Below are 13,690 nucleotides of genomic sequence, written 5' to 3'. Positions count from 1 at the left end.
CAACTACTCACATACAAAAGCGAGATCAAAATTGGCTTCAGCATTGGGATTTCTCGCAAATCATAAGATTCTATGACACCCAACAGTGTTTTGCCTGTCAAGCCCAGTCAAACGCTCAATAATCAATCAAATATATGGCTAACCAACGCTCATGAAATCAAAAAATTGAAGCAAAAAACAAGCTGAAACAACGTCTGTTCAACAAGAGTCGACTTAGCGTCAAAAGTTGCATTGCAGATATCGATTTAACGCGGCAAGAGCAACAGATTGCCTATCCTCAAATAAAGAATGGGCGTTGCCTACTGATGGAAATTGGGAAAATTAACTGACCGCAATTGTTTGATGGTTGAGCCGAACTGGGACTACTTCATCAATGCACCCCTTGATCAAGGCACAATTCGCTTTGAGACAAAAACCGAAAGAGCTCTCCACGCCAGAGTTGTTGCAGCAGAGGCAAACTGGATGCAATACAAAACATGTGAGCAGCTCAGTGCCTACTGGGCTGCAAAGCGAGATCTCGAAGTGTTTCGGGAGGGTCGAAGGCGAACACAACAGGATTGATCCATTCCATAAGGCATTTTTTTGCAGCACCGATATCTGTAATCAGACGTTCCCAGAGCAAAGATCAGGGTTTCGCGGAGGCAAACTAATATATTCTTATTAAGTATAAAAATCTCGCGCTGCAACTATTGTATAGTTAGTAAGTTTTTGAAAAATTATGTATCAAGACTACACAGCCATCGCGATTTTATTACTGACAGCCGTTCCGGTTTTGGCTGTTGCAGCAACTGTATTCTTCTACGTAAGGAACAACGAGAGGAAAACTCCTTTGACCAGAGAGGACTTCTATCGTTGATTCAGGCAGTGCACAATTGCCTTCAACAAAGCTCAGATTACCGAGGCTTATCTGACATGAAAACGGACAAATAAATCGACAAATTCATTCATTAAAAATCAACAACATCAGTGATTTTTAAGTGTTTAACCCATTTTTATAGGGCGATAAGAACTGATCCTTGCAGCCTCACAAAGGCCGCATGATTAGTGCAGAAAATGACGACGACCTGTTAGGAGCATCGATAATCCGAGCTCATTACAGGCCTTGATTGAGTCTGCATCCCTTTTACTGCCGCCCGGGTGAATCACGGCTGTAATTCCATGTTCAGCGGCCAGACGGACGGTGTCATCGAATGGGAAAAAGCCGTCACTGGCGAGAACAGCACCCTCACTTCCGTCACCGGCTGCTTGCAGCGCGATCTGCGCTGAACCAACCCTGTTCATCTGACCGGCACCGATCCCAAGACTCTGTCCTTCTTTGGCAACAACAATGGCATTGGAACGCACATGGCGAACCAGCTGCCAAGCGAAGCAGAGATCATTGCGTTCGCGCGTGGTTGGAACGCGATCAGTGGCGACTGTCCACTCATCAGGCTTCACGGGCTGATCATCAAGATCCTGAACAAGGACACCCCCGAGAATGCTGCGAACATGATCGTGACCAGCTGCTTCAATCGATTGCGGGGAAAGCTCAAGCAACCGCAGATTGGCTTTGGCAGCGAGAATCTCTCTTGCCTCGGGAGCAAATTCCGGAGCAACGACACATTCCAGAAACAGGCTGGTGAGCTCACGGGCAGCAGTCGCATCGACACAGCGATTCAGGGCGACAATTCCTCCGAACGCGCTGACTCGATCTGCGTCGAGTGCACGACTCAGAGCAGCAGCAATGCCATCTCCGATCGCCACACCACAAGGGTTGGTGTGCTTCACCACAACCGCTGCCGAACAGCTGGCTGAGTGGATCTCACCGGTTCCGTAACCGAATTCCCGAACCGTTGCCAGAGCAGCCTCGAGGTCCAGGAGGTTATTGGTGCTGAGCTCTTTGCCCTGCAACTGAATTGCTCCGCCCCAGCCTGACTTGGACGCGCTGTACCAACTGGCTTGCTGATGAGGATTTTCCCCATAGCGCAGGCGTTGACGCAATGGCAATGCCTCCAACCAGGGAAGATCAGCAACGACAGCATCATCGCTGTCCGTCACTTCCGGCCTGCGCTGCATCCAACGGGTGATGGCAGCGTCATAAGCCGCCGTATGGGCGAACGCCTCCAATGCGAGCTGGCGACGCGAGGAACTCGTCAGCTCACCCTGCGATGCATCAAGCGCTGCCAGAAACCCGTCGTACTGGTCCGGGTCGGTGAGCACGGCGACATGTGCATGGTTCTTGGCGGCAGATCGCACCATGGTCGGTCCGCCGATGTCGATGTTCTCAATCGCCGTGTCCCAACTCACCGCAGGATCGGAAACCGTTTCCCGAAAGGGATACAGATTGACGACAACAACATCAATCGGCGCGATGCCCTGAGCAATCAGATCGGCTTCATGAATGGCATCGCCGCGTCGAGCGAGGATGCCGCCGTGAATAGAGGGATGCAGAGTTTTCACACGCCCGCCAAGGATTTCAGGAGCACCGGTGTGATCAGCAACGGTTGTGACTGGCAGACCGGCCTCTCTGAGCACCTTGGCTGTTCCTCCACTGGAGAGCAGCTGATAGCCGTAGCGGTGATGCAAAGCCTCGGCGAGCGGCACCAGTCCGCGCTTGTCGGACACGCTCAGCAGCGCAGTGGGAGCCATGGCAGCAGGACAGGAAGGAGACCTTGGGCCAACCTACGCAGCAGCAGGTCAACCACCTGATGTCTGATTCAGTGATTCATGCCGCTCCAGAACCAGCACACATCCGAATCGTGCTGTTGCATGGCTGGGGGGCTGATGCAGGGGATCTGATGCCCCTTGGAGATGAACTGGCGAAAGCATCAGCAGTTTCTGCTGAATGCGTCGGTCTGCAGGCACCTGAACCTCACCCGGGCGGACAGGGAAAGCAGTGGTATGGATTGTTCCCTGCGGACTGGCAAGCCGTGCCCTCTGCCGTCAGCCAGTTGCGCACGCGCATCGAACAACTCGATCTCGAGAGCATTCCTCTCTCCAGAACGGTTCTGATCGGTTTTTCTCAGGGAGGTGCTATGGCTCTGCACGTGGGTTGCAGCCTGCCGCTGGCAGGTGTGATCGGCTGCAGTTCCTATCCGCATCCCCAGTGGCTGCCACCTGCAAATCGTCCACCTGTGCTTCTGCTCCACGGCCGCAACGATGACGTTGTGCCTCTCGCCGCGGCAGAGAGGCTGCAGGAACTACTCAAACCGGGTTCAAACGCATGCCACCTGCACACCTTTTGCGGTGGTCACACCATCCCCAGCGAAGCTCAGGACGCAATGACTGAAGTCATCGGATCCTGGCTGGCATGACCAGACCAGGACCATGAAACGACTGAATCAGACGAAAGCGTATTCGTACTCTTCCATTTCCTCCCAGTCATCGGAGGAGAGCTCAAGACCCTCAAAGATCACCTCTTCGCCGACGCTGTCGACGATGGTGCGCAGCGAGGGGAAGAGGAAGTGGTTCTCCTCCGCGTACTGAGCACTGAAGAGACCTTTTTCACCCCAGAAGAAGCGATCGGTGGTGTGCTCGTTGCGGCGCACGTTCAGCAATGCAGGGGGAACAAGACCGCCCTCGGCAATAAAACGACGGGCCGCGGTGACAGGCTTGTGTTCACCGGTTTCCAGATGGAACGTGGGAACGTGGGCCAGAACACGCTGACCGGCAAGACGGCGGCGGCTAATCCGCTTGCGCTTCTTAGACATAGGGTTGCCTCCCGCAGACGGGAGCTGAGAGGTGGACTGAGGGGAGCTGTTGGACAGAGCCGTTGGTCAATGCAGTGCCTTGATGCGCCTTTGGTGAGGTGCATCCGGTCATCAGCGTTCGGACTGCGGAAATCCGGTGAAGGCCGGCTCGCAATTGGACACACTCCATTGCTCACAACGACAGAGAGTCGAAGTCAACAGGGGATTCATCAACCTCTGCTGTAGCCTTGGTTGGACAAAAAGTGCAACCTCAAGTTGGAGCAACGAAGGTGCACGGCCTACCAAGGGACGTGCTGTCTGTCGCATCTCCGATCTTAAGACTTTTTCCCAATTTGGCAAGCAGTCCAGATGCAGTTCCGCACGCCTGTCTGTATTCAGTGACGCAGTTCGGCTGATGCAACTGTCCGATCAGTTCTTGGAGCTTGCTCAGCAGCAGCTGCAGACGCTGGCAGCCGATACGGCCATGGCACGTCTTGCTCTGTATGTCACCGATCGCGACCAGAGCTCCACACCGACTCTGACGCTTGTTGCTCAGTGGCCCCTCGACTCAGCACTGCCACCAGCCATCACCGAGGACCCCAGCCTGCGCAGCGTGGCCCAGGAGCGTCGCTGGTACCCCCTGCGGCACGAAAGCCTGCTGCTCGGCGTGCTGCGTGCTGAACAACGACCGCTTCCAGGCAAACCGGTCAGACATGATCCACGCCTCCAGATCTGCGCCGAGACACTCGCGTGCATCCTTGGTCTTGAACAGGACCGTCGACGCCTTCACAACCAGCTCGAACAGCAGCGCCAGCAGTTGAATCTGGTTGTTCATCAGCTGCGCAATCCGCTGACAGCGCTGCGCACCTATGCCCAGCTGCTGCTGCGGCGCATCGGCCCTGAGGATCAACAGCGCTCACTGGTGGAAAGCCTGATTCAGGAACAGGATCAGCTCGACCGTTATCTCCAATCCCTCGACAGGATCGGCCGGGGCGACCTCAGGCTGGAAGCGGATGTTTCCGCACCCTTGCTGCTTCCACCCGTTCCAGTGGATGCTCCCGACCTCACCGTGGCTGATCTGCTCACACCACTGATTCAGCGAGCATCTGCAACTGCGACTCTGCAGAACAGGCCGTGGCATGGCCCAGAGCAGTGGACGGCCTGGACCCAGGCAGCTCGCCCGGCCGCTGATGCCGTGACGGCTGAAATCGTGGCCAACCTGCTGGAGAACGCCTTCCGTTACAGCCCTCCCGGATGCGCTCTTGGCCTGAAGCTTCTGAACCATGCGATCTGCGTCTGGGACGCAGGCCCCAGCATTCCGGAAGCGGAGCAGGGGATCATCTTTCAGCAAGGAGAGCGTGGCAGCAGCAGCCGCGACCGTCCTGGCTCAGGGCTGGGCCTGTCCCTCGCCCGTCGCCTGGCGGAAAACCGCGGCGGATCACTGGAGCTGCACACCGAACCCAGCAGCCTGGACAACAACCTGCCTGCCAAGGGAAACGCCTTCCTGCTCAGGCTGCCGCCAACAGAACGGGAGCAAGCAGGGCCGAACCCAAAAGCGTGAGTGTCTCGCAGACCATCAGAGTGGCGCCATAGCTGTCGCCGGTATGGCCTCCGAGATGCCTGCCCAGCCACTCGGCTGGAAGCAGGGCAGACAGAGTGCCGAGCAACACACCCCCGGCAAAATCAGCCAGACGCTCTGGCTGAAGCCAGAACAGGAGCAGCGCAGTCACCACCACCAGCAGCAGTGTTGGAAGGCCTTCCCGCCATCCACACCAGTTGCTGCGATGGAAAGCCGCTGTGCCATCACGGCGCAGATAACGAAAACGTCCCATGGCCCAGAGCGGCGAGACCCTTGCAAAAAACGCCGAAGTCACGAGGGCCACGGGGGCCAACCCACCCAGTTGCACCAGAGCTGAGAACTGGAGCAGCAGCACGATCACAAGGGCCTGTGCACCACTGGCTCCGACACGACTGTCATCCATGGCCTCCAGACAACGGTCATTGCCTGCCGCGAGACCATCGGCTGTATCCATCAGGCCATCAAGGTGTAGTCCCCCTGTGAGCCAAAGACCAAAGGCCAGTGCCACTGGCGCAATTGCAGCGGGCTGCCAGTTCAGTGCACTGAGCAGAAGCCACACAGCTGCCGTAAGCCCGCCGATGACCGCTCCGATCCAGGGAGCGAAGCGGGCGATGCGGACGAAACGTGGGGCTGGCCATGGCCAGCCGGGCAGCACGGAATAAAACACCCAGGCACCGGCCAGATCACGCAACCAGGCAGAAGGGACAGACCGCAGAGCAGAGCAGAGCAGGGAGTTCACTCACCGTAGGGTCAGAGGCAGGAGGAGGTGCGCGTGTTCGACTTCAGCATCAGCGCTCACTGTTCGTGCACGAAGGCCCGCTGCGGAGCGTTCTCAACCCCGCACGGAACAGTCGAGACTCCGCGATTCATGCCGGTTGGCACTCTTGCCACCGTCAAAGGTGTCAGCACGGATCAGCTGGCAACCACGGGCGCCCAGATGGTGCTCTCCAACACTTATCACCTGCATCTGCAACCCGGCGAGGCGGTCATAGAGGCCGCAGGCGGCGTGCATCGATTCATGGGCTGGAACGGACCGATGCTCACCGATTCCGGTGGATTTCAGGTGTTCAGCCTCGGCGATCTCAACCGTATCGATGACCAGGGAGTGGACTTCCGCAATCCACGCAACGGCAGTCGCATCCTGCTCACCCCGGAGCGTTCGATGGAGATTCAGATGGCGCTGGGGGCGGATGTGGCGATGGCCTTCGACCAATGCCCCCCTTACCCGGCAACCGAAAACGATGTGGAGGAGGCCAGTCGACGAACCCACACCTGGCTGGAGCGCTGCGTGAGCGCTCATCGGAGGACTGACCAAGCGCTTTTCGGCATTGTTCAGGGAGGCTGCTTCCCACACCTGCGCGAAGCCAGTGCCAGGTCGGTCGCCGGCTTCGATCTGCCGGGAATCGCCATCGGCGGGGTCAGCGTGGGCGAGCCCGTGGAAGAAATGCACAGGATCGTGCGCCAGGTCACGCCTCTGCTGCCGGACGATCGCCCTCGTTATCTGATGGGGATCGGCACCCTTAAAGAGATGAGCGTTGCCGTGGCCAATGGCATCGATCTTTTTGACTGCGTGCTGCCGACCAGGCTTGGTCGGCACGGCACGGCCCTCGTGGGAGGCGAGCGCTGGAATCTGCGCAACGCCCGTTTCCGACACGACCACACACCACTGGACCCGACCTGTTCGTGTCAGGGCTGCCGGCTGCACAGCCGCTCCTATCTGCACCATCTGATCCGCAGCGACGAATTGCTGGGCCTGACCCTGCTCAGCCTGCACAACCTCACGCACCTGATCCGATTCACAACCGCCATGGGCAAGGCGATCCAGGACGGCTGTTTTTCAGAGGATTTCGCTCCCTGGGAAGAGGACTCTCCGGCCCACCACACGTGGTAGCGTCCGCACACTGACCTTGTTCCGCCGGGATGGCTGCTTACTCCCTTGATCTGCTGGCCCAACTGCCAGAGGCCTACCAGGCTTTCGGCCCGCTGATCGACATCCTCCCGATCATTCCACTGTTTTTCCTGTTGCTTGCCTTTGTCTGGCAGGCATCCGTGGGTTTCCGCTGAACCCTTCAGCGACGACCGTCACCACCGCGCAGCACGGACCAGGCGAACTGAGGCAGAACCAGATATCGCCTCCATCGGCTGGGATCCTGCAACAACCTGTAAAGCCATTCAAGCTGCAGTCGGCTGGTCCAGCCAGGCGCTCGCTGTTTCAGACCTGACCAGACATCAAAGCTGCCGCCGACGCCCATCCAAAGGCCGGGGAGCTGATCTCGCATTCTCTGGATCCAGATCTCCTGAAGCGGAACACCCAGAGCCACCAGAACCAGATCCGGACTGAGGCGCCTCAGCCTTGCCTCCAGTTCCGGCCATGCAGAGGCATCCTGATATCCATGCTCTGCAAAATTGAGTTGCAAAGCCGGCAACTGCAGCGAAAGGCGATCACACAGAGTCTCCATCACTTGAGGGGACGCACCGACGAGAGCCACGCGCCAGCCGTGAGCAGCTGCATAACTGAGCAACGACCAGGCAAGCTCGATTCCCGGGCTCCGCTTCACCCTGATTCCCTGCCTTGAGAGTGCCCAGACAACACCTGCTCCATCGGGAACCACGAGAGCGGCAGCGCTGATCACCGCTCCAAGATCTGAATTGCGGCGAGCAGTCATCGTCATCTCTGCATTGAGCGTGACGATCTGACCACCACCATCGGCATGCAGCCCGATTGCCGAGGCCGTCACATCCCGGCAGGCATCAACGGGGACGTCGAGAACGAAGCAACGACGCTGATCGCGCGGACCGGTTGTCAGTGCTTCCATCCCCGTCTCCGCAGCAGGAGAGAATCTAGATGCGGTCGTGTTGAACGCCATGGTCCTCTCGCAGCCGACCCTGGAGGAGCGTCAGCGGAAGGAGCAGCGACTGATGAAGTTCGATCGATCGATCGATCGAGTGGTGCTGCAACGGCAACACCCGATCAGCGGACTGCTGCCGGCGAGCACGGCGCACACCGTGCATGGCAATTACGGCGATGCCTGGGTGCGCGACTGCATCTACTCCATTCAGTGCGTCTGGGCTCTTGGCATTGCTCACCGCAATCTGCAGGGCCCATGTCAACGCAGCTGGGAACTGGAACAACGCGTCGTTGACCTGATGCGCGGACTGCTCAACGCCATGATGCGTCAGTCCGCAAAAGTGGAGCGCTTCAAAAGCAGCCTCGATCCACTGGATGCACTGCATGCGAAGTACGACAGCTCCAGCGGCGAACCCGTGGTTGCCGATGATGGCTGGGGGCATCTGCAGCTGGATGCCACCTCACTGTTCCTGCTGCAGCTGGCTCAGCTGAGCGCTGGCGGACTGGCCGTCATTCACAACAGCCACGAAGCCTGCTTCATCCAAAACCTGGTGTATTACGTGGCCAGGGCCTACCGGGTTCCTGATTACGGAATCTGGGAGCGCGGCGACAAGGGCAATCACGGACTGCCGGAACGCAACGCCAGCTCCATCGGGATGGCCAAGGCCGCGCTGGAGGCGCTGGACGGAGTTGACCTGTTCGCGTCTCACGGCGACGGAAGCATGCAGGTGCTGATCCCGCACGGCGCTGTGGTTCGCCTGAGGCGAGCCCTGACAGGCCTTCTGCCTCGCGAATCCGCGAGCAAGGAAGTCGACAGCGCCTGTCTTTCGGTGATCGGCTATCCCGCATGGGCCGTGGAGGATCGAGCCCTTGTGGAACGCACCAACAGACGGATCAGGCGCGAACTGGGTGGTCCCTACGGCTACAAACGCTTTCGCAGAGATGGCCACCAGACGGTGGTGGAGGACATCAGCCGGCTGCACTACGAACGTGACGAGCTGGCCACCTTTGAGGGCATCGAATCGGAATGGCCGCTTTTCCTGGCCTACGAACTGGTCACAGCCTGTTTCGAGCAGCGCTGGGATGACGCCGGTCACTGGTGGGAACGTCTTCAGGCACTTCAGGTGGAGAAAGATGGTGAACAACTGTTCCCTGAGCTGTATCGCGTCCCCGCGGAGCTGCTGGAACTGGAACGGCGCGAGCCGGGAAGCCAGCGTCGGTCCGCCAATGAGAATCTGCCGTTGCTCTGGACTCAGAGCCTTGCCTGGATCGGGGAGATGCTCCTGGATGGGCTGATCAAGGCGGAGGACCTTGACCCATGCAAGCGGCGTCTCCCCGCCAAAATTGGAGCAGATACTGTGCTGGTGTCGCTGGTGCCTAGCGATGAATCAGTCGCCAAACAGTTGCGGGCGCTTGGGTTGCCGGCCAGCGATCCGCAGGCCTCAAACCTGTCGGTACTGACATCCGATGCCCTGCGCGAGCGGCTTGCAAACGTGGGCAGCGATCCAGCACTTGGCCTCAGCGGTCACCCACCGCTGAGGCCCGAAACGGCGGTCACGGCTCGACTCTATCGCCAAAGCGACCAACAACTGGCTTTTCTGCCGGCAGTGCTGGAAGAGAGCACGTTCTTTCTGAGCCATGACCCGCAACAGCTGGTCGAAAGCATCATCAACGAGCTGCATCTGCTTCAGCGACATTGGCAGGGAGAAGGTGCACCGCTGCTGCTGATCCCCGTGCAATCCGCTCTGCTTGAGCAGCACGAAGCGCTCCTGCTCGAACTCACCGAACGCCTGCAGAGCGGCAGCATTGAGGGAGTTGCTGTTGAGTTCGCTGACCTTGAGACCCTGGCCGGCAAAGCCCAGTGCTTGAGCCTGCCTGATCACAGACTCGCAGCCGTCAAATCAGACCTGACGCAACAGGCAGCTGAGCTGCTGCAGGCTTCCACCGATCTGAGCGATCTCACTGCGGCTCAGGAGCAGGAGCTGGACGACATCCCTCTCGAAGAGCTCAGGCAGAGGCTTTGGAGCAGCCACTCTCTTCGGGAACAGGCGGAAGTCCTGGAGCTGTTGACACAACGTCTGGGCCATCAGGCCATCCTCAGCGGTCCCAAGGGAACCCCTGTTGAACTAAACACACTGCTGAGGGAGATCTACCGCCGCGGCCTTGGCCAGGAAGACTGGAATGTGGCCAGGCGCTGCGCCGGCGCCATGGGTCTGATGCATCCTCAGCTGGAGGATGCACTCACGGATCTGCTGAGTCGCCAGAAGCAGGTCGTTGTGGGCAGGAATTACAGCAGCGACTCCCGACTGACAAGTCCTGTCTCCAGCCAGTCGATTGCGGCACTGATCGAGCGAACCTGCGGCAGCGACGGCCGGGAAAGGATGCTCCAGCAGGAGCTGTTGCTGGCCCTCGACGGCATCGCCAGGAGGGAACCGACCATGATCAGCGGGTCGCTGACTGTTCAGTTGGGTCAGCTGCTGCTCCTGCTGACCTCAGAGCTGGCCGCCGAGCAGCAGTGCAGCCAAGACGAGGCATTTGAGGCCCTGTGCGATGAACCTCCCCATCGCATCAGTCTGCGGCTGCGAACGGTGCTGGCTGATGTGGACCACGCCAGGGCATCGCTGCAACGCCGGGAACTGCTGCACCTGAGTGGCAAGGTGCAGTGGAACATCCCTGAACCTCTTGAAGAAAGCCCCAGCGGCAGCGACTGGCTGCAGCACAGGATTCGCCTGGGTTCACTGCAGCAGGTGCCCAAGGAGTTCTATGCGGGGATCTGGTCGCTGCTCCACCACTGCCGTGGTTTGGTGATCGGCGACAAGCTGGAGCGACGCAATCGCCTGACCAGCGCCCTGCTGCTGGAAAAGACCCCTGGAGAACGCAACTTCGCCATTCAGGTGGAACATCTGCTCAGCCGCATCGGCGCTCCGGAATACCGGCAGCTCTGCACGGAAAGCCTGCTCTCGCTCATGGCGTTTGCAACCACCAATCCGGACATGCGTTTCGACGACGACATCGCACTGGATGTGGTGATCGGCCACGCGGTAAGGATCGGATGGAGAAATCACCATCCCGAACAGAACACAGCTGACTATCCACAGCACAAAGCCGCTGCATGGGATCAGTTCTATCGATCCTCTCCGGCCGCATGCAGGCAGTGGCAGATTGCAGCACTGCGTGAACTCGCGGAACAGGAAGGACTGGGCTGATCGCGTTCAGATGGGGGTTTCGATCGGCACACCGACGCCGGGCTGCTCGACGGCCTGCTCGATCAGATCTGCCAGTCGCAATGCCCGTGAAGCCTGCTGCCCGTCCACAGCGGGGGTTTCCCGACCTCGCACACATTGCAGAAAATGTTCGAGCTCGGCATAGAGGGGCTCGATCGAGGTGGTGCTCACCTCCTCAATGAAGCCGTCGTTGCGGTAGAGCAGCTCACCGTGATCAGCGGAATACCACTCATGGGCCCTTCGGTGAATGTGCAGGTTGTGATTGAGGAAATCGGTCTCAACCAGGCTGGCCCTGCAGTGGGCACTGAGTGTTCGAATTTTGCGGTGACTCATCTTGCTAGCCGTGAGACTGGCCACGACACCGTTCTCGAAGCCGAGTGTGGCGTTGACGTAATCGATCGGTCCCTCCGAACTGCGGCCGCCTGCCGCGGCCAGCTGCACCACTGAGGAACTGGCCAGCTCAAGAACCAGATCCAGGTCATGGATCATCAGATCGAGCACCACGGACACATCATTGGCTCGATCGGCATGGGGGCTGTGTCGACGGGCTTCGAGCACCACCACCTCCTCATTGGCCACCACCTTGGTGAGCTCGCGGAACGCGGGATTGAAGCGTTCGATATGCCCCACCTGCAGCAAACGGCCAACCCTGCTGGCGGCATCAATCAGTGCAGCAGCCTCCTCCTGACTGGCGGCGATCGGCTTCTCGATCAGCACGTGGGAACCGGCCTCCAGGCAGGCCAGGCCGACGGAGTGATGCAGCAGTGTCGGCACGGCGATACAGACCGCTTCAACCTCTTCAAGCATGCTGCGGTAATCCGAAAACCAGCGGCATCCGAACTGCTCAGTGGCCAGAGCCCCGCGCTGCGTATCCGGATCCGCCACGCCGACCAGATCCGCGTCTTTGAGCAGGCTGAGCACACGAGCGTGATGCCAACCCATGTTGCCGATCCCGATCACACCGACCTTCACCGGAGCCATGGCGTCGGTCATCAGTGGGACTGCACGAACCGGCTGATTATCGGTGATCAATGCAATGCGGGGTGAATTACACCAAGCCCGGTTCCGGATCGGGGGGATCCGACGGCAATGCCGGCTCCTCAATCAGAACCAGCAACACCCTCACGATGCGGGGGCCTGCCATGGCAACGATCTCAAACTGAAGATTGCGGTGACGCAATGCCTCTCCCGGTGATGGGATGTGCTGGAGCCGCTCCAGAAGGAATCCTGCCAGGGTGTGATGGTCACTGGCTTCAGGGAGATCAAGCTGAAGCTGACGATTCAGTTCGACAATCTCGAGATCACCGGCGACCGACCAGGTTCCCGGCTGATCCTCTATAGGGACGAGGTCCGGTTCATCCGTTTCGTCATCGGGTTCGTCACCGACGATTTCCCCCGTGAGATCCGCAGCGGTGACCAACCCCTCGGTGCCACCGTGTTCATCCACCACAAGCAGCAGGGGATTGCCTGATCGAATGATGGCGAGCAGATCTGCAAGGTTGCTGGTTTCCAGAACCGTCTCAGCCGGCATCAGGTAAGGCTCGAGCCAAGAATCCTCTCGCAGTTCGCCCTGGGCGATGGGCTCTGCCAGGCGACGCAGATCAAGCACTCCACGGACATCGTCCAGCGACTGGCCGATGACGGGAAACCGTGCATGGCGGGTGCGATGGACAGCCTCCATCAGCTCGGCGAATCGAACCTCAACAGGCAGGGTGACCATTCCGGAACGTGGCACCATCACCTCCCGGACCTGGGTGTCACGCAGTGCAAACACACCCTCGAGAATGTTGCGTTCATCGGGTTTTAGACCCGTCACCGCACCACTCTCGATCAGGGTCTCCAGCTCCCCGGCCGTCAGGGCTGGCACCGGTGCATCCCAGTGTCGGGTCAGCCCCGCCAATCGCAGCAACAAGGACGCCAGTCTGTCGAGAGCCGAAAGCAGAGGCCGCAACACACGGATGGCGCCCTCAAGCACAGGCCCCAGCTGCAGGGCAGCGAACTCAGGGCGGCTGAGCACCCAGGCGCGCGGCAACAAGCCGGCAACCAGTGTCGCCAGCACAACAAGCAGCAGGAACCAGGCGAGATCCCACCAGCGACCTGCAGGTATCTCCAACGGCCACCAGCGCTGACCGAAGCCGCGGCCGATCCAGCCCAAGGCAACGAGCGACAGCGAAGCGCCGAACTGTGTCATCAGCAGTGCAATCCGCAGATGCCGCTGCAGTCGTTGCACCGACTGAGCACCAGGGCGGCCCTCGTCACTGAGGGCCTGCACCTGACTGGGCCTCAGTCGAAGCAGCGCCACCTCAGCAGCTGAAAACAGAGCCGGCAGAACCAGCAGCGCGATCAGCAAAAGGGTGCGCATTGGACCAGA

Annotated in this window: 11 protein-coding genes; 5 read left to right on the top strand and 6 right to left on the bottom strand. The window is 59.3% G+C overall.

What is annotated here, in order from left to right:
- Nucleotides 1-1,041: 1,041 nt before the first annotated feature.
- Nucleotides 1,042-2,628 (bottom strand): bifunctional phosphoribosylaminoimidazolecarboxamide formyltransferase/IMP cyclohydrolase, encoded by a 1,587-nt coding sequence (gene purH / locus SIB56_RS12945; RefSeq protein ID WP_413324318.1) that lies wholly within the window; start codon nt 2,626-2,628, stop codon nt 1,042-1,044.
- 59 nt (nt 2,629-2,687) lie between these two features.
- On the opposite strand from purH, the gene SIB56_RS12940 reads away from it, so the two are divergent.
- Nucleotides 2,688-3,293: an alpha/beta hydrolase gene (locus SIB56_RS12940; RefSeq protein WP_413324317.1), complete on the top strand. Its 606-nt coding sequence runs from the start codon at nt 2,688-2,690 to the stop codon at nt 3,291-3,293.
- A gap of 27 nt (nt 3,294-3,320) precedes the next feature.
- Here the strand turns inward: SIB56_RS12940 and SIB56_RS12935 are convergent, their stop codons facing one another.
- Nucleotides 3,321-3,689 carry a DUF3155 domain-containing protein gene (locus SIB56_RS12935; RefSeq protein ID WP_413324316.1) on the bottom strand — a complete coding sequence of 123 codons (369 nt, stop codon included), beginning with the start codon at nt 3,687-3,689 and terminating at the stop codon, nt 3,321-3,323.
- Nucleotides 3,690-4,083: 394 nt separating this feature from the next.
- Between SIB56_RS12935 and SIB56_RS12930 the strand changes: the two genes are divergently transcribed.
- A complete protein-coding gene (locus SIB56_RS12930; RefSeq protein WP_413324315.1) occupies nt 4,084-5,229 on the top strand; it encodes a sensor histidine kinase in 1,146 nt (381 codons plus the stop codon).
- On the opposite strand, the gene SIB56_RS12925 is transcribed toward SIB56_RS12930, so the two are convergent.
- On the bottom strand, nt 5,177-5,962 hold the full coding sequence (locus tag SIB56_RS12925) for an adenosylcobinamide-GDP ribazoletransferase (RefSeq protein ID WP_413327408.1): 786 nt from the start codon (nt 5,960-5,962) through the stop codon (nt 5,177-5,179). The genes SIB56_RS12930 and SIB56_RS12925 overlap by 53 nt on opposite strands.
- A gap of 57 nt (nt 5,963-6,019) precedes the next feature.
- On the opposite strand from SIB56_RS12925, the gene tgt reads away from it, so the two are divergent.
- A complete protein-coding gene (tgt, locus tag SIB56_RS12920; protein WP_413324314.1) occupies nt 6,020-7,138 on the top strand; it encodes a tRNA guanosine(34) transglycosylase Tgt in 1,119 nt (372 codons plus the stop codon).
- A gap of 29 nt (nt 7,139-7,167) precedes the next feature.
- Complete coding sequence (locus tag SIB56_RS12915) at nt 7,168-7,311, top strand: photosystem II reaction center protein K (protein ID WP_413324313.1); 144 nt, start codon at nt 7,168-7,170, stop codon at nt 7,309-7,311.
- A gap of 5 nt (nt 7,312-7,316) precedes the next feature.
- Here the strand turns inward: SIB56_RS12915 and SIB56_RS12910 are convergent, their stop codons facing one another.
- Nucleotides 7,317-8,063, bottom strand: a complete 747-nt coding sequence (locus SIB56_RS12910; protein ID WP_413327406.1) for a WecB/TagA/CpsF family glycosyltransferase — start codon at nt 8,061-8,063, stop codon at nt 7,317-7,319.
- A 49-nt stretch (nt 8,064-8,112) separates the two neighbouring features.
- Here SIB56_RS12910 and SIB56_RS12905 point away from each other — a divergent pair, with 49 nt between their 5' ends.
- Entirely contained in the window at nt 8,113-11,301 is a 3,189-nt protein-coding gene (locus tag SIB56_RS12905; protein WP_413324312.1) for a glycoside hydrolase family 15 protein, read from the top strand.
- A gap of 6 nt (nt 11,302-11,307) precedes the next feature.
- Here the strand turns inward: SIB56_RS12905 and SIB56_RS12900 are convergent, their stop codons facing one another.
- A complete protein-coding gene (locus tag SIB56_RS12900) occupies nt 11,308-12,312 on the bottom strand; it encodes a Gfo/Idh/MocA family oxidoreductase (protein ID WP_413324311.1) in 1,005 nt (334 codons plus the stop codon).
- A gap of 55 nt (nt 12,313-12,367) precedes the next feature.
- Nucleotides 12,368-13,681, bottom strand: coding sequence for a hemolysin family protein (locus SIB56_RS12895; protein WP_413324310.1), 1,314 nt, complete (start codon nt 13,679-13,681; stop codon nt 12,368-12,370).
- Nucleotides 13,682-13,690 lie beyond the last annotated feature (9 nt).

Origin of the sequence: Synechococcus sp. MIT S9503 (genome assembly GCF_047304175.1) — a bacterium.
Classification (GTDB): domain Bacteria; phylum Cyanobacteriota; class Cyanobacteriia; order PCC-6307; family Cyanobiaceae; genus Synechococcus_C.
The sequence above is the reverse complement of the archived record's forward strand: the minus strand, read 5'-3'. Positions and strand labels throughout refer to the sequence as shown.

Bases quoted from the DNA above. Each gene is read 5' to 3' on its own strand.
- SIB56_RS12905 (WP_413324312.1), top strand. From the start codon at position 8,113: ATGGTCCTCTCGCAGCCGACCCTGGAGGAGCGTCAGCGGAAGGAGCAG.
- SIB56_RS12895 (WP_413324310.1), bottom strand. From the start codon at position 13,681: ATGCGCACCCTTTTGCTGATCGCGCTGCTGGTTCTGCCGGCTCTGTTT.
- SIB56_RS12935 (WP_413324316.1), bottom strand. From the start codon at position 3,689: ATGTCTAAGAAGCGCAAGCGGATTAGCCGCCGCCGTCTTGCCGGTCAG.
- SIB56_RS12930 (WP_413324315.1), top strand. From the start codon at position 4,084: ATGCAACTGTCCGATCAGTTCTTGGAGCTTGCTCAGCAGCAGCTGCAG.
- SIB56_RS12900 (WP_413324311.1), bottom strand. From the start codon at position 12,312: ATGACCGACGCCATGGCTCCGGTGAAGGTCGGTGTGATCGGGATCGGC.
- SIB56_RS12940 (WP_413324317.1), top strand. From the start codon at position 2,688: ATGTCTGATTCAGTGATTCATGCCGCTCCAGAACCAGCACACATCCGA.
- SIB56_RS12915 (WP_413324313.1), top strand. From the start codon at position 7,168: ATGGCTGCTTACTCCCTTGATCTGCTGGCCCAACTGCCAGAGGCCTAC.
- SIB56_RS12910 (WP_413327406.1), bottom strand. From the start codon at position 8,063: ATGGAAGCACTGACAACCGGTCCGCGCGATCAGCGTCGTTGCTTCGTT.
- purH (WP_413324318.1), bottom strand. From the start codon at position 2,628: ATGGCTCCCACTGCGCTGCTGAGCGTGTCCGACAAGCGCGGACTGGTG.